Source organism: Candidatus Bathyarchaeia archaeon, from assembly GCA_038873195.1.
In the GTDB taxonomy this organism is placed as follows: domain Archaea; phylum Thermoproteota; class Bathyarchaeia; order Bathyarchaeales; family Bathycorpusculaceae; genus DSLH01.
This window is the reverse complement of sequence record JAVZEV010000001.1, coordinates 860,444-875,272: the sequence shown is the minus strand read 5'-3', so window position 1 is coordinate 875,272 and position 14,829 is coordinate 860,444. Positions and strand designations below refer to the sequence as shown.

Genomic DNA, 14,829 nt, shown 5'->3' with positions numbered 1-14,829 from the left:
CTCTTTCGTTTTTGGAGGAGCAGTGATGCGCAAAGACATTATAGATTTTATTGCGTGTCCACTTTGTCGGAGTCAGTTAATTTTTGAAGGCGACGAATCGAATGAGCGTTTTGTTAATGGGCATTTCAAGTGTAGCCGTGGGCACTTGTTTCAGGTTAAGGAAGAAATTGGATTGTTAAAGGATGCGAAGGTTTCGGCTGGCGAGTTTGAGTGGAAGGTTAATGTGGCAGATGAGAAAAGATATGATGAGATACAGAGGCAGTACATTTCATATTTGAGAGATGACCAGAAAGACGCGTTGAAAAAGCTCATGGACAAACTAGTAAGTTGCACAATTGCTTCTTGTGAAGAATCTGGTAATACGGTTTTGGATGTTGCAACTGGAATGAGCAGATTTATTCTACCGTTAGCTGAAAAAAGTTCCAGAGGCGTCTCTATTATTGGGACGGATATAGATGAGAAACCTTTACGCGGTGCTATGAGTAAAGCAAAAAGAGCGAATACTTATCAGAAAATTTCTTTGGTTGTCACTGACGCTAAACATTTAGCTTTCAAGAGCAACGTCTTATCGACAGTAACGTCAAATTTTGGTTTTGACAATGTTCCTGAAGCAACTTTAGCGTTTATGGAAGCTGCGCGTGTTTTGCAACCTAATGGTAAAGTAATCTTTTCTTCTTTGTGGTTTAAGGAAGGTTCAGAAAGCATGAAATTGGCTGAGACGCATGGTTTTGGGCAAATGGCAAGTGAAGCGAGGCTTAAGAGGACATTGGATAAAGCGGGACTTGTTCTTGACTGGATTGAGAAAGTATATTCTGGAATTTGGCCATATAATCCTATGGATTTGTTGCCTTTGGAAGGCGAAGAATATTCGCATGTGGTAGTGCAAGCGCATAAGCCGAAAGGCTAGGTGGCGCTTGTCTTCGTTCTTTTGGCAATCAAGTATATGGGGATTAGGAGAAGCCACACTAAACCTAAGAGTGTGAAATAGTTTGTGTAGTTTGCAGTTGATATGAAAATGTTGGTTGGTGCGAGGTTTAAGATTCTGCCAATCATTAATCCTGCTTCCAGCATGACCAGTATGCTTGCATGGTATTCTTTGCTGAAGGAGTCTCCGTAATGGGCGAACCATGAAAGGGAGAAGGCGCTTGCAAATCCTGAGAGAAGCGATAAAGCAACAATTTCTTGCGGTGTAGATGCGAAAGATATACTGAAATACCATGCTGCGTTTAGAACTGCGCCGACAATAGCGAAATTTACGCGTGTTCTTTTGATGTCTGAAAGCCAATTAACAAGAAAGGTTACTGTGCAGATTAACACGGCGCTTGCGGCTAGAACTAGTCCCATCTGAAAAGTTCCTCCGGAAATTTTGTTAAGGAATAATGGGTAAGTGAGCCAATATGCTTCGGATAAGCCTAGAAGAATGAAGGAGATGAAGAATATTTTGAATGTTCTGTTTTTAGGAATTGTGAATTTGTGAGTTTCTGATTGAAATTTTATGCGTCTTGAGAAGAGGAAAGCAGTAATGTATAGGAGGATTGAGATTGCAAAGAGTGTTGGAAAACCAAAAGTTGAGGCGACAAAACCACCAACTGCTGGGCCGATGATGCTTGCAATGGAGGGTATTATTGAGGAGAATAGACTTACGGTTCTGGCGCGAATTTGTGTTTCGCTTAAGCGGAATTGCAAAAGGTTAAAGCTTGGCCAGAAGGTGGCTATGCCTAGTCCGTAGGTTAATCCTAGAATTATGGGGTTTTTTATGTAGATTAGAGTTGCGAAAAAGAGTGCGGTGGAGAGTATTCCGAAGGCTATTATTTTTTCAAAGTTTTTCACAAGTTTGAGCAGTGTTATTGGGAGCAGTCCTATCACTATGAAGGTTGAGAGTAAAAGTTGGGTAATTTCGGTTACGCTTAAGCCTGTTTCCATGTAATAGACTGGTAGAAAACTTGTTGAGAGGTTATTTGTGAAAAAGAAGATGCCGACAGTGAGTGCTAGTATCTTCAGCGAGTTAGTTTGCACTTTGCACACCTAAACAGAAGTTACAGTAACAAGAAATTTATGTTTAAGCAAGTAAACGCTTTAGCGTGTGGAATTAGGTTAGTAGGTTTGGATTTTTCCTTGAGCTAGTTCATAGCAGAATTTGTCTATATCTTCCAGTTCGCAGTCAAGTACATCGTTTATTTCATGTCTGACCTTGTCTAGGTTGTTGTTGCCTTTCATGATGACTTGGGCTGCTGCTACTGCTGGCTGGTCTATGGGGCTTCCGATTTTGCTTAGAAGCCAAATGTAGACTTCTTCAACTTCTGGCACTTCTTCGTAAACGTGTTGTGCGATTTTGTATGTGAGAACGTTGTAGATTTTTCCTACGTGGCTTACTGGGTTTTTGCCTGCTGCGGCTTCGGAGCAGAATGGTCTGTTTAGGGATATTAAGCCGTTTACGCGGTTTCCTCTGCCGACTTGTCCGGAGTCTCCGCTGTCTGCGCTTGTGCCTAGGACTGTTAGGTATAAGCCGCTTAATCCTCTTCCTTGTATGTCTAGGGTGTTCAGTTCGATTGTGATGTCGTCAAAGTCTGTGTTTGCTGTTACAAATTTGCGTGTTTCTTCGAGGATTTTTGTTTTCTTTTCGAAGTAGTCTTCTTCGCTGTTTATGAATTGGTCGACGAATGCCATGGCGATTGTTAGTTTTAGGTGGTTGTTGTTTCTGAAGCCCATTACTTTTATGTCTTCGCCGGATTCTGGGAAGCGTTGTTTGAATTCTTTTGAGTTTAGGAATTGTTCGGTTTTTTTGACTATTTTTTCTGTTTTTGTCATTGGTGCGTAGCCTACTGCTGCGGATGTGTCGTTTGCGCCTAGGACTTTACCTTTGCGCTTGAAGATGTCTGTTAAGCCTATTGAGCCTGGTTTTAGTTCTACTTGGTATTTTACGTGTTTTTCTGGGTCTATGAAGCGCATGTTGTTTTTGAACCATTCTTTTGCTGTTTGTATGGCTATTTGGTTGATGTCTATTTTGACTTCTCCGATTTCTGATGTTGCTCTGTCGCCGAACACGAAGAGCATTGGTTGTTTTACTGTGCCTCCTCCAAATTTTGGTTCGGATTCTCCAGCGACTAGGAGTGATTTGTCAACGTTGTGGTGTAGTATTGTTCCGGCTTTTTCTAGGTATTCTTTGCTTAGGCGTATTGAGATGCTGTCCATTACTGCGTCGCATATGTAGTCCGGGTGTCCTAATCCTTTTCTTTCGACTATTTCTATGCGTTGTTTTTCGAGGGGTGTTTGTTTAAGGTCTTCGACGATTATGTTTCGCATTGTGTCCTTTCTCCATTGTGAAGTTTAGGGTGTATGCACACCATTAAATATATATTTTACTGTATTAATTTATAAATAAAAATAACTGGTGGTTATTTTTGGCTATAACGGGAACTACGCTTAAAAAATTAAGGGTGGAGGCTGGTTTAACACAGAAGAAATTGGCAGAGCTTGTTGGCGTTTCACAGGCGCATATTGCTAAGATTGAGCAGGGGAAGGTTGACCCTAGGCTTTCGACGATTAACAAGATTTTGCAGGTTTTGACTGTGACGAAGCAGAGTAAGTGTAGGGACATAATGACTAAGGGTGTGCTTTTTGCGAAGCCGAGTGATACTATTTTGCGGGTGAGTGAAGTTATGATGCGTCATGCTATTTCGCAGTTGCCTGTTATGAGTGGAGGCAGGGTTGTTGGGACGGTGACTGAGGAGGTTATTATTCGGAATTTGCGTTCGAATTTGGCGGAAGAGAAGGTTAAGAATGTTATGGGTGGTCCTTTGCCGACGGTTCAGGAAGAAACGAGTATTGATGTTGTTCGGCGGATTTTGGAGAAGCATCAGGGTGTTTTGGTGGCGAGGGGGAAAGAGATTGTTGGTATTGTGACGCGTTCTGATTTGCTTAAGACGATAGGTTGAAGGCTGGTTGCTCTCGGGTTTCTATACCCCCCCTTATATATACCTTGGACGCGTGGTTCTAATAGAAAGTTCTATTATTATGTTATAGAAGTATACTGCAGAACGCATAAAGAGGACTTGTCCCTTTTTTGTATTTTTGGAGGAAGGAGACTAATGAATAAGAAGTTTGCGTTATGTTCTCTCTCAGCAGTTGCGCTGGTTATTGTTTTGCTTGTTTCGTTTTTCAATTGGGCCACTCAATCGTTTGCTTGCTTGGCATGTGGAAGCGAAGGCGGCGTAGTTGATAAAACGCCATGCGAGGCTTTTACGGTTAAGATTACATTCAAAAACACCGGCACGGCGGAAGGCACATGGTTTATCAACATAGCTTTTGAGGGAAACGCTTGGAATTGGAGCGGAACACAGCAAACATTAACGCTTAAGCCTTCCAAAACCAAGACTTTATCGTGGAATGGCCGTGTTCCATTCAATGCTCCAGTAGATTCTGTGGCGCGACTTATAGTATACTACAATGATTCATATACTGCACTAAACTGGTGGATACACGTAGTTTCTGGCGCGGAGCTGAGCATCACATCAAGCACAGTAGAATAGCCAAACTTGAAAAACGCATTGCTATGATGTTCCTAATTCTATAGATTTTGTTTCTTCTATGTGTTTAACGTCTGTGAAGAACCAAGAAAATATTAGTATCAACATGCCTGAAAGGCTGCATCCAATAAACAGGTATGATGCTCTAACAAACTGCACTATGGCTCCTGAAATAATCATTCCAGCCGGTTGAGCAGCGGTGGCTAACGCCATCGTAACCGCGTTTACTCTGCCTTGCATGTTTAAAGGAACAACCGTCTGCGTTATTGTTTGTATCAGAACGTTAGCCACTGGAAGGCACAAAGTTAGGATTAATACGCTTAAAGCCATGAACCAAAACATACCCGTAGGAGTCAATGCTGCAAGTGCATATCCAACAAAAGCAACAAAAATCGAAGCCATGCACACTGCCATTTTGTTTTTGATTTCCTTCTTAACTGACATGAACAAGCCGCCAGCAAGAATTCCCGCTTGCAACGAAGCAGTGACAAGAGCCAACTCCGTTGCTCCTCCAAAATGGTCAAAAACCACGAAGTAAGAAAGCAAAGTAGAGAATGGCGTGAAGAGGAAGTTTAGGGCGGTCGCTAATACGATAAGAGGCATGAAGCCTCTTGCATGTTTGATGAAGCTGAATCCTTCCGCGAGATCTGCTTTGAAAGAGCGGTTCTCGCTTTTCTTTTTGACAGCAGGTATATTTATCGTCAGTAGAGGGACTATTGCCACTAAGAAGGTTGCGACATCTACCCATAAAATCTGATAGATTTGCCATGCTTGAAGCAAAATCGCCGCTAAAATGGGACCAACAAGATATACTGCTCCAGAAAAGAGATAGTTTAACCCGTTCATTCGGCTTAGCTTGTCTTGAGGAACCATTGAAGGAGTGATTGCTGAGACAGTTGGCGCGTGAAAAGCTTGGAAAACGCCTCGAAGACAAAGCAGAAGCAGCACTATCCAGATTGAGATGCTTCCATGCCAGAAAAACACTATAAGAACCACCGTAGCCACTGCTTGCAACAAATCCACTGTTGCAATTAGCATTTTGCGGTTCCAACGGTCAGCGAAAACGCCGGTAAACGGAGCAAGAATCACTATTGGAGCCAAACCTAGAAAATACGCAAGCGACAAATATAACGCGCTTTGTGTTGTGACTGTTATCCACCATATTATGATAAATTGTGCAATAGACGAGCCAAGCAACGAAACAAGTTGTCCAGACCAGAAGAACAAGTAATGCCTAAATGTAGCATAGTCTGGCTTCGTTTCCATAGATGGCACTTGCATCTTTTCCACTTCCTTGAAAGAAACTAAACATGTGGATAACCCAATTATTCATTGTGGAAAAAAGTGACCAATTACTCGGTCACTTTTGGCTGTCGAAAACGATAAGAACAGTTACTTCTTTCATAAAGAGTTTACAAGGGTTTACATGTGAAAATAAAGGATTTGTATTTGGAAATTGTCAGCGAACTTACAAAAAGAGCTGATGCTGAAAGAGCCAAACTGGACAAATATTATCACAAAACAGCGGGGCACAAGTCTTACGGAATCAAAACCGCAGAACTCGAAGAACTTATCAAAAAACACCGCAACACCTTCAAACAACTAAGTTTACAAGAAAAACTTGGCTTGTCAAGGATGTTTTTTGAATCTGGCTATTCCGAACAATCAACTTTTGGAATTGTAGTTTTGGCGCAAGGCGCAAAAGAAATGAAACCGTCAGATTTCGGTTTTCTGGATGAAATTGCTAACTATCTCAACAATTGGGGAACCACAGACGGATTCAGCCTTTATGTTATGCAGCCTTTGCTAGTGGCATATCCAAAGGAAACCCTTAATCTCTTAGAAAAATGGAACAAATCAGACAATTTGTGGAAACGGAGAGCAAGCGTTGTTATTTTCACAAGAAAAATTGGGATGAGCGGAAAATTTACAGATAAAGCGCTAGCGTTATGCGGCAATCTAATTTGGGATAAAGAGGACATGGTGCGAAAAGGCGTTGGCTGGACACTCAAAGATTGCATGCGCGGCGACAGAGAAAAAGTTCTCAGCTACGTGAAGTCACTGAGACAGAAAGGCGTTTCTGCAGTAATCACGCTTTATGCAATTCGAGACTTAAAAGGCAAAGAACGAAAGGGAATTTTAGACATAAAACCATAAAATTAGGCGTAGCTCACAATTCATGGACTTTTTATTTAAAAATGTTCTAAAAACTGATAAATAACCACTTACTTCTATTGCCCATCAGACAGGAGAGGAACCCAAATAGGCTGCGGAGTCTTCGCCGCAATAAACTACGAAAACCAGCCAATCTTCCCTTACATATACTGGGGAATGCGCGCCCAAAATCACCGTGGACACCAATCACACGGTTTTCTCACATACCACGATGGCAAATTCCATGTACACAGAAGCCTAGACCTCATACCTAAAATAAAAACAAGCGCCATCCAAGAATGGTTTGGACGGTTACCAGGCAATGTTGGCATCGCAAACGTCAGATACACCACTTCTGGAAAAACCGACGAGAAATCCCTCATAAAAGGCACACAACCAGTTACAGCCACAAAAAACGGACACAAACTCGCAGTCTCCTTCAACGGCAACGTAGTCAACACATTCCAAATAAAAAAAGAAATAACTAAAGAGTTCCCAGGTTTTTCTTACGAATGCGACGCAGGCCTCATCTGCCACAAACTCCTCATCGAACTTATGAAAGGCAAATCCCTCACGTCAGCAGTTGAAGCATGCATGCAAGAAATTGAAGGCGCTTTCTCCGTGTCCGGAATAACAAAAGACGGCAAATTCTTCGCCTTCAAAGACCCGCATGGAATAAGACCGTTATGCGCTGGATACAACATGGAAAAAACAATTTTTGCATTTTCCTCAGAAACCGTGGGCTTAGACATAAATGGCTTCCAACGAGACCACGAAATCGAACCCGGCGAACTCATAACCGTGACAAAAAACGGCTTCCAAAAAGAAAAGCTAGTCAGTTGCAGCCATAAGGCTTTTTGTGCTTTCGAATTTGCATATTTTGCTCGTCCCGACTCGCGGTTTGACGATAAGTATGTTTATGAAGTTCGCGAAGAATTTGGAAGAAACCTTGTCAGAGAAAACCCAGACATAGTTAAAAACGCGGACGTAATCATCTCGTTGCCAGAAACAGGCGATGACGCCGCTTTGGGAGCGCATGAAGAGTCTGGGTTAAGATGGGAACGGGCTTCGCGGCGGCACCGTTACGTGACCGAAAGAGCCTTCATTCTCCTAAACAAAGAACGGTATGCGACAATCGACAAGAAAATCAACATTTTACCAACAAAATTTGAAGGCAAACGCGTCATAATAACCGAAGACAGCGTAGTCCGAGGTGACACAACAAAAGTCGCTATAGAAAAGCTTCGAAGAATGGGCGCCAAAAAAGTCTACTTGTTCGTGACTTTCCCGCGCATTATCGGACCGTGCTTCTACGGAATAGACATGGCAACTTACGGGCAACTAATCGGCTCAAAGCACACGCCAGAAGAAATAGCTGAAATAATCGGTGCAGACGCAGTGTGTTACCAGTCAATAGAAAACTTTGTGAAGGCAACGGGCTTCACGCGAGACCAGCTTTGCATGGCATGCATAACTGGTAAGTATCCAACGCCGCTTGCGCAGAAAATCGCCGATGAGATGAAAAAGCGTTTCCTTGAAGGCTACGAGGAAAAGGGTCGCCTTTACGAGATAGAACAGTTAGTTCAAAACATGTGATTAGCCAAAAGATAATTAGGTTTTGCGCTTAATCTTTTCACAGTTTCGACGGGATTAAATCATGGAAAAAGTAGGAATACTCGTAGTATCGTATGGCGCAAGAGAAGTCGCCATGGTTGATGCTTTCGCGCGCAGCCAAAACTACAATGTGCACCTTTACATTGCAGATAAACAACGAAACCCCTTCAATGCGAAGAACGCTACAGAAATCGTGGTCATACCAGACTTGAATGTTGAGGAAATCTGCAAATTCGCAGAACACAACAAAGACAAAATCGACTTTGGCATTGTTGGTCCAGAAAAACCCATAATCGAAGGCGTCCGCGACCTCGTGGAAAAGCGCGCTGGAATACCCATGATTTGCCCAACAAAAGACTACGCTATAGAAGCAAGCAAAGTGCAGCAACGCATGCTCTTCGAAGAAATCGTGCCAACCGCGAATCCTCGCTACAAAATCTTCCACCCAAAAGACTACAAAAACCAAGAAGAAGTGAAAAAGGCAGTTTACAAATGGCTTGACGAACTAAACAATATGGCAGTTGTGAAGCCAGACCAGCCCGCAGCGGGAAAAGGCGTCGGCGTGTGGGGCGACCACTTCACAACTCGAGAACAACTCATGGAACATTTTCTAGCCAATTTCCAACACGGCGCAGTCATCATAGAAGAAAAAATCGAAGGCGAAGAATCAAGCTTTCAAGCTTTCTGCGACGGCAAACACCTCGTTCCCTTACCAGAAACAAGAGACTACAAACGCGCCTTTGACGACGACAAGGGACCAAACACTGGAGGAATGGGCTCCTACAAAGATGTTGACGATGTTTTGCCTTTCATAACAAAAACGGATAGAGCCAAAGAAATAGAAATCGTTAACAGAATCTTCGAAAAATGGAAAAGAAAAGATAACACTGGCTTATGGGGTGTTCCTTTCTACGTGGCTTTCATGCACACCGGTAAAGAGCCTAAAATTCTTGAGAATAACAGTCGACCCGGCGACCCAGAAATAATTAATATTCTGCCAATTTTGAAGGATGATTTTGTGGATGTTTGTTTCAAAATTTTGGAAGGCAACCTGACACATGTAGAACTGGAAAAGACGGCGACTGTTTTAACTTATAAGGTTCCGCCAAACTACGGCGGCTACATGGATGTATTCCCAAATCTGGTAGACAAAAAGGAAATTGGCTCGCCTGTTGACTTGACAAAAGCATACGCGCTGACCAAAAAATACCATGATAGAGTTCGTGTTTATCCGGCAGCGATGGAACTGCGTGACGGCGGAACTTTCGCGCTTAAATCCCGAGCCGTAGGCGTTGTCGGCATAGGCGAAGACATCAGCGAAGCACGGCAGCTATCTCTGGAAGGCGTTAAAGCCGTGAAAGGCGGAGCGCTCTGGCACAGAACAGACATAGCGTCGCCGCAGCATATAGAAAAAAGCGTAAAACACATGGAGGAGTTGAGGCGCAAAAAGTGAAGCGCGTCTTCGTTTCCGACTGTGAAGGACCCATATCCAAAAACGATAATGCCTTCGAACTGACAGCGCACTTTGTTCCCGACGGCGATAAACTCTTCACAGTAATCAGCAAATATGACGATGTTTTGGCAGATGTTCTCAAGAAATCACATTACAAGGCTGGCGACACGTTAAAGCTCATCTTGCCCTTCCTCAAAGCTTATGATGTTACAGACAGCAAAATGCGCGAGTTTTCAGCGCAAAATCTAATTTTAATCTCAAACGTGAAGGCCACGCTACAACACGTTAAGAAAATAGCTTACACGTTTATCGTAAGCACAAGCTACGAGCATTACATGAAAGCCTTATGCAAAGCAATCGCTTTTCCATACGAGAGCACTTACTGCACAAAACTAAACATCGACAAGTATCACATAACGGAAGAGGAAAAGGCAAAACTGAAAAAACTTGCAAAGGAAATCGCCAAGATGCCTCTTATGGCTATTCCTAAAAACGCAAAATCGCTTGAGGATTTTTCAGAACAAGACCAAGAAACGATTCGGAGGCTTGATGAGATTTTCTGGACTGAAATGGCAAGTATGGGGTCTGGAAAGATTTTGGACGAGGTTAATCCTGTTGGCGGCAGCGAGAAGGCTGAAGCGATAAATGATGTGGCGCAGAAAGTAGGCGTTGCATTGGCGGATGTTATGTATGTTGGCGACAGCATAACCGACGTCGAAGCCTTCCGACTTGTCCGCGAACACGGCGGCTTAGCAGTTTCTTTCAATGGCAACCAATACGCTGTGAAGAATGCTGAAATCGCGGTTTTGTCAGAGAACAGCATAGTAACCACTGTTATTGCAGATGCTTTTGCCACTTTTGGAAAAGAGCAAACTATACGGCTTGTTGAGAATTGGACTCGTGAAGTATTGGCAAAAAGCGGAGTAAACAAAACCTTGCTCACTAATCTTTTTAGGTTATATCCCCGCGAGTTGCCTAAAGTTAAAATAATAACAAACGAGAATATGGAAACTCTGGCAAAAGAGAGTAGCGAATTCAGAAAAAAAGTGAGAGGAGAAGCCATCGGACGGTTGGGATAAAATGGTCAAGAAAGGTTTGATTGAAGACACTTACGCGGAAGCTTTTGAAGGCATCTATTGCCGAATAATTGTGACGGCTGATGATGAAGAAACGTTGCGTAAAGCCGCGTTGCATGCGACAGCCACGCCATCAATAGTCATCGGTAGAGTTGAAGGCGGAATAGAGAAGTGGCTGAAAGAAAAAGAAACTCCAGACAAACGCAAAGGCGTAGTTCTGCAATTCTGGGGCGGAATAGACCCAAAAAAACCATTCAGTGAATCATTAAAAAAATTTGAAATCGAGCTTTCTTACAGGATAAGGCAAGACATTCTCGTTAAGCCCTTCACCGCAGTTTTTGACGCGATGTCCAAGGCTGAAGGAAAAATTGACATGATGGAACGTGTGGGACACTGTGGCGACGGTTACGAGTGGACTGAAAAGCGTTATGGACGTGAAGTGATAATCGTGCCGATAATGGTTCCAGATTTCATAATTGAACGCCACATTGGCTACGCGCATGGTGTGATGGGCGCAAACTTTTGGGTGATGTGCAAAACTAAAGAGGCGCTTAAAGAGGCTGGTGCAAAAGCCTTAAGCGCCATACACAAGATAAACGGCGTAATAACCTCCTTTGATATTTGCTCTGCTGGGTCAAAGCCTGAAACGCGTTTTCCATGGATTGGTCCGACAACAAATCATCCTTATTGTCCATCGCTTAAGAAAAAGTTGGGTAAGGAATCGAAGGTTCCCGAGGATGTCGGCTACATTCCTGAAATAGTGATTAACGGTGTCTCTTTGGATGCGGTGAAAAAGGCCATGAAAGTCGGCATAGAAGCAGCTGTGGACGTTGATGGTGTTGTGAAGGTTTCTGCTGGAAACTACGGTGGAAAACTGGGTGAGTATAAGATTTATTTGCGCGAGCTGTTCGCATGACACATTTTGACGTTGTTGGATTTGGCGCGTTAAACGTAGACAAACTCTTCAGAGTAAATAAGATAGCTGGTGCGGAAGAGGAGGGCTTCATAATAGAATGCGAGGAAGCTTGCGGCGGTTCAGCAGCTAACACAATCGTGGGTTTGGCGAGGCTTAAGTGCAAAGTGGGCTTTATTGGAAAAGTAGCAAGTGACAGAGAGGGCAAGATGCTTGTTGAAGATTTTCGCAGAGAAGGCGTCGACACAAGCGGCATTATTCATGTGAATAACGGGCGAAGCGGCGTGGTGATGGGGTTCGTGGACGAGAAAGGCGAACGCGCATTGTATGTGGACCCTGGTGTGAACGACACGATAGGCTTTGACGAAATAGATAAAAAGTATGCTTTCCAAACGAAATTTCTGCATTTAACATCTTTTGTCGGAGAGAAATCCTTCCAAACTCAGAGAAAACTAGTTGAAGTTCTTCCCAAAACTGTTAAGGTAAGTCTTGACCCTGGAGAGTTGTATGCACGAAAAGGAATCGCCAAGCTGGAGCCCATGATAAGCAAGGCGTTTGTTTTGATGCCAAATCAAGCTGAGCTTAAACTGTTAACAAGAGTGAATGATTATGAGAAGGGTGCTGAGGTGTTGCTTGAGAAAGGCGTAAGAGTGGTTGCCGTAAAACTCGGTAGCAAAGGCTGCTACGTGACGGACGGAAAAGAAAAACACTTAATAGAGCCTTTCAAAGTTCGAGTCATCGATACGACAGGTGCGGGCGACGCTTTCTGCGCAGGCTTTCTCTACGGACTGCTCCGCAACAAGAGCCTTTACGAATGTGGAAAACTTGGCAATTTTGTAGCTTCCAGATGCATAATGAAAATGGGCGCTAGAACGGGACTTCCACACCTTGAAGATTTAGAAAAGGGTAAGCTGGCATGATTTTTATGAGTAGAGGGAAGGAGCTAGTTATAATACGCGAGGCAGATGAGACTGATGACTTTGCAATAAAAGATGTCGTTAAAAGCGTTGCAGCCGAAAAATATTACATTGTTCCAGAAGATTCAAGAGAAGATTGGCATGAGACTATTAAAGAGATAAAGAAAAGGAAAGGAGTAATTATAGTCGCACAAGTCAAAGATAAAATCGTAGGTATGGCATATCTAGTTAGAGGAAAATTTGAGAAGAACAAACATGTCGCGTCTTTGGGTATCACTATTTTGAAGAGTTACAGGCAAATGGGCATCGGCACAGCAATGATGAATCACCTACTCGAATGGGCAAAAAAGCAAGAGAGCTTAGAAAAAATCACATTAGAGGTTTTCTTAACAAACAAGCCTGCAATAAACCTTTACCGCAAACTTGGCTTTGAAATTGAAGGTGTAAGGAAAAAACAGTACAAGATTGGAGAGAAATACGTTGACGAAGTAACAATGGCAAAATTCTTAACCTAAACTTTCATGCAGCAGTAATATATCTGCTGTGGTTCATTTCTTTGTCCTAAAAGTTGTCCACAACAAGCCAAAGAGAGTTATTAAAAATATTGATGTAGATGTAGCTAAGGCATTGAGAACGTTCATTTTTCGCCATACCAACAAATCTGCTGTAATGTACGCTGCGAAGGCAGCAAGCCAAGTTATTGTTGCAACCATTAACGCTTTTAAAACTTTTTTTCATTCCATTAGCATCTCGCTTCTCAGGTCTTTTGGTTTTAAATAGTATCATGAATCCCGGTAAGAAAACCACAAAACCAAGTATAAATCCTATTAATGGTGCATCGCAAAAAGCTCTTTCTAGCGGTTTATCATATAGGATATTTGCTATTACTGAAAATAATCCAGCTGCTGCGGACAATCCGATACCCATAGTTAAGGAGCCAAGAAAAGCATAACGAGTAAGCTCACAAAATGTTGCAGGAGACCAATATCTCAGTTTTCTACCTATCCTCCAAGACAACCAGAAAACTAGAATTACAAGAAAACCATAGAATAATATTAACAAAACATGAATAGCAGAAACTTCCATAGTCTCTTCTCCTCTGCAATTTCAAACAAAACAATAAAATATAGTTTACTAAAAAATTTGAGAAAGAAAAACAATGAGAAATTCTAGTTTATCCTTTCTTTTCTAAACAGCTGAGCAAACTTAAAAACTGAAAGTTTGTGTCTCTATTATCTTCTCTTCTTTTTTCTAATTTCATGCGAGTGGTTTATAATCTCGTCTCTTGCCTACATGATCTCCTACGAAGGCTCCTACTGATATCGATGTTGCCATGGTTATGGAGAAAGGTATCCAGAATCCAATAATAGGGCTGAGCGCCTTTATCACAAGGAAGTTCATGATTATGAAAAGAGGGAAACCAATCACACCTATGCCTGCTATTATCCAGATTATTCTCCATAACCTAAGCGAGGAAGTAGTCCGAACATAGTAGGACAATGCTATGAAAGCGGTCGTTACCATATATGCAAGAATTGTTGTGTTTCCACAAGTCTGCCAGCCACAAGCATGCCAAAAAGTGTTAAGATCGCAAAAAAGGCAACACGTTTCAAAGAAGGAATGCTATATGTTATGACCTTTGGGATAGGCTTCGTTTCTGCCGCCATTTTTCTTGGAGCAACCTTTGCTCTAATATTACTTTCAATACCCAGTCTTCAAAATGCCTTCGTTTGGATTATATGCGCTTTTGTCATCATTTTCGGATTTAATCTGTTGGGTTTGTTCAAACTACCCTTTCAAACAAAATCCTTACTGAAGAAACTGACAGAAAGATATGTGTTCACTTATGCTGGGCTTTTTTCTCTTGGTTTCCTTTTCTACTTTCTAGATCCTTGCATTTCTCCATTCCTGTTCAGCGTGCTGGTGATGCTTCAAAATTCCGAATTTACATTTCCCCTGATACTCTTCTGTTTAGGTGCAATACTACCTTTCATTTTCATCGGAATTGCCGCTGGTTCTGCATCAAAACTAACCAGAAAAACCTACAAACATCGCCGCAAAATCCGAGCAATCCAGTGGTCTAATCCTAATAAGCTACGCTATCTACCTCATCTTATCATATCTTCTTTAACTCGGCATACGCTTGTTAACGTTTCTCAATAAAAGAGAATCAATG

At 42.4% G+C, this 14,829-nt stretch carries 16 protein-coding genes; 11 read left to right on the top strand and 5 right to left on the bottom strand.

Going from position 1 to position 14,829, the window contains the following annotated elements:
- The first annotated feature begins 25 nt into the window (after positions 1-25).
- Positions 26-907 carry a class I SAM-dependent methyltransferase gene (locus QXW63_04915; protein ID MEM3461232.1) on the top strand — a complete coding sequence of 294 codons (882 nt, stop codon included), beginning with the start codon at positions 26-28 and terminating at the stop codon, positions 905-907.
- On the opposite strand, the gene QXW63_04910 is transcribed toward QXW63_04915, so the two are convergent.
- Positions 904-2,016 (bottom strand): MFS transporter, encoded by a 1,113-nt coding sequence (locus QXW63_04910; protein MEM3461231.1) that lies wholly within the window; start codon positions 2,014-2,016, stop codon positions 904-906. The genes QXW63_04915 and QXW63_04910 overlap by 4 nt on opposite strands.
- Before the next feature lie 78 nt (positions 2,017-2,094).
- Positions 2,095-3,303 carry a methionine adenosyltransferase gene (locus tag QXW63_04905; protein ID MEM3461230.1) on the bottom strand — a complete coding sequence of 403 codons (1,209 nt, stop codon included), beginning with the start codon at positions 3,301-3,303 and terminating at the stop codon, positions 2,095-2,097.
- Positions 3,304-3,401: 98 nt separating this feature from the next.
- Between QXW63_04905 and QXW63_04900 the strand changes: the two genes are divergently transcribed.
- The gene (locus tag QXW63_04900) at positions 3,402-3,935 is read left to right on the top strand and encodes a CBS domain-containing protein (GenBank protein MEM3461229.1); all 534 of its coding nucleotides are present in this window, start codon (positions 3,402-3,404) and stop codon (positions 3,933-3,935) included.
- A gap of 153 nt (positions 3,936-4,088) precedes the next feature.
- Positions 4,089-4,529, top strand: coding sequence for a hypothetical protein (locus QXW63_04895; protein MEM3461228.1), 441 nt, complete (start codon positions 4,089-4,091; stop codon positions 4,527-4,529).
- Between the two features lie 21 nt (positions 4,530-4,550).
- On the opposite strand, the gene QXW63_04890 is transcribed toward QXW63_04895, so the two are convergent.
- A complete protein-coding gene (locus QXW63_04890; GenBank protein MEM3461227.1) occupies positions 4,551-5,807 on the bottom strand; it encodes an MFS transporter in 1,257 nt (418 codons plus the stop codon).
- 147 nt (positions 5,808-5,954) lie between these two features.
- On the opposite strand from QXW63_04890, the gene QXW63_04885 reads away from it, so the two are divergent.
- From QXW63_04885 to QXW63_04855, 7 genes are all read left to right on the top strand, one after another.
- Positions 5,955-6,683, top strand: a complete 729-nt coding sequence (locus QXW63_04885) for a DNA alkylation repair protein (protein ID MEM3461226.1) — start codon at positions 5,955-5,957, stop codon at positions 6,681-6,683.
- 174 nt (positions 6,684-6,857) lie between these two features.
- The gene (locus QXW63_04880; GenBank protein ID MEM3461225.1) at positions 6,858-8,276 is read left to right on the top strand and encodes an amidophosphoribosyltransferase; all 1,419 of its coding nucleotides are present in this window, start codon (positions 6,858-6,860) and stop codon (positions 8,274-8,276) included.
- Positions 8,277-8,337: 61 nt separating this feature from the next.
- The gene (locus QXW63_04875; protein ID MEM3461224.1) at positions 8,338-9,747 is read left to right on the top strand and encodes a hypothetical protein; all 1,410 of its coding nucleotides are present in this window, start codon (positions 8,338-8,340) and stop codon (positions 9,745-9,747) included.
- The gene (locus QXW63_04870; protein ID MEM3461223.1) at positions 9,744-10,826 is read left to right on the top strand and encodes an HAD hydrolase family protein; all 1,083 of its coding nucleotides are present in this window, start codon (positions 9,744-9,746) and stop codon (positions 10,824-10,826) included. The genes QXW63_04875 and QXW63_04870 overlap by 4 nt, the downstream gene beginning before the upstream one ends.
- A 1-nt stretch (position 10,827) precedes the next feature.
- The gene (locus QXW63_04865; protein MEM3461222.1) at positions 10,828-11,739 is read left to right on the top strand and encodes a formylmethanofuran--tetrahydromethanopterin N-formyltransferase; all 912 of its coding nucleotides are present in this window, start codon (positions 10,828-10,830) and stop codon (positions 11,737-11,739) included.
- Complete coding sequence (locus QXW63_04860) at positions 11,736-12,656, top strand: carbohydrate kinase family protein (GenBank protein MEM3461221.1); 921 nt, start codon at positions 11,736-11,738, stop codon at positions 12,654-12,656. The genes QXW63_04865 and QXW63_04860 overlap by 4 nt, the downstream gene beginning before the upstream one ends.
- A gap of 5 nt (positions 12,657-12,661) precedes the next feature.
- On the top strand, positions 12,662-13,168 hold the full coding sequence (locus tag QXW63_04855; GenBank protein ID MEM3461220.1) for a GNAT family N-acetyltransferase: 507 nt from the start codon (positions 12,662-12,664) through the stop codon (positions 13,166-13,168).
- Positions 13,169-13,214: 46 nt separating this feature from the next.
- Here QXW63_04855 and QXW63_04850 read toward each other — a convergent pair whose 3' ends face one another.
- Together QXW63_04850 and QXW63_04845 are read right to left on the bottom strand one after the other, a co-directional pair.
- Positions 13,215-13,739, bottom strand: coding sequence for a hypothetical protein (locus tag QXW63_04850; protein MEM3461219.1), 525 nt, complete (start codon positions 13,737-13,739; stop codon positions 13,215-13,217).
- 171 nt (positions 13,740-13,910) lie between these two features.
- Positions 13,911-14,177: a hypothetical protein gene (locus tag QXW63_04845; protein MEM3461218.1), complete on the bottom strand. Its 267-nt coding sequence runs from the start codon at positions 14,175-14,177 to the stop codon at positions 13,911-13,913.
- 45 nt (positions 14,178-14,222) lie between these two features.
- Here QXW63_04845 and QXW63_04840 point away from each other — a divergent pair, with 45 nt between their 5' ends.
- Complete coding sequence (locus QXW63_04840; protein ID MEM3461217.1) at positions 14,223-14,816, top strand: cytochrome c biogenesis protein CcdA; 594 nt, start codon at positions 14,223-14,225, stop codon at positions 14,814-14,816.
- The last annotated feature ends 13 nt before the right edge of the window (positions 14,817-14,829 follow it).

Coding starts and splice junctions, on each gene's coding strand:
- QXW63_04840 (MEM3461217.1), top strand. CDS start 14,223: ATGCCAAAAAGTGTTAAGATCGCAAAAAAGGCAACACGTTTCAAAGAA.
- QXW63_04845 (MEM3461218.1), bottom strand. CDS start 14,177: ATGGTAACGACCGCTTTCATAGCATTGTCCTACTATGTTCGGACTACT.
- QXW63_04865 (MEM3461222.1), top strand. CDS start 10,828: ATGGTCAAGAAAGGTTTGATTGAAGACACTTACGCGGAAGCTTTTGAA.
- QXW63_04915 (MEM3461232.1), top strand. CDS start 26: ATGCGCAAAGACATTATAGATTTTATTGCGTGTCCACTTTGTCGGAGT.
- QXW63_04850 (MEM3461219.1), bottom strand. CDS start 13,739: ATGGAAGTTTCTGCTATTCATGTTTTGTTAATATTATTCTATGGTTTT.
- QXW63_04890 (MEM3461227.1), bottom strand. CDS start 5,807: ATGCAAGTGCCATCTATGGAAACGAAGCCAGACTATGCTACATTTAGG.
- QXW63_04855 (MEM3461220.1), top strand. CDS start 12,662: ATGAGTAGAGGGAAGGAGCTAGTTATAATACGCGAGGCAGATGAGACT.
- QXW63_04875 (MEM3461224.1), top strand. CDS start 8,338: ATGGAAAAAGTAGGAATACTCGTAGTATCGTATGGCGCAAGAGAAGTC.
- QXW63_04880 (MEM3461225.1), top strand. CDS start 6,858: ATGCGCGCCCAAAATCACCGTGGACACCAATCACACGGTTTTCTCACA.
- QXW63_04905 (MEM3461230.1), bottom strand. CDS start 3,303: ATGCGAAACATAATCGTCGAAGACCTTAAACAAACACCCCTCGAAAAA.
- QXW63_04860 (MEM3461221.1), top strand. CDS start 11,736: ATGACACATTTTGACGTTGTTGGATTTGGCGCGTTAAACGTAGACAAA.
- QXW63_04895 (MEM3461228.1), top strand. CDS start 4,089: ATGAATAAGAAGTTTGCGTTATGTTCTCTCTCAGCAGTTGCGCTGGTT.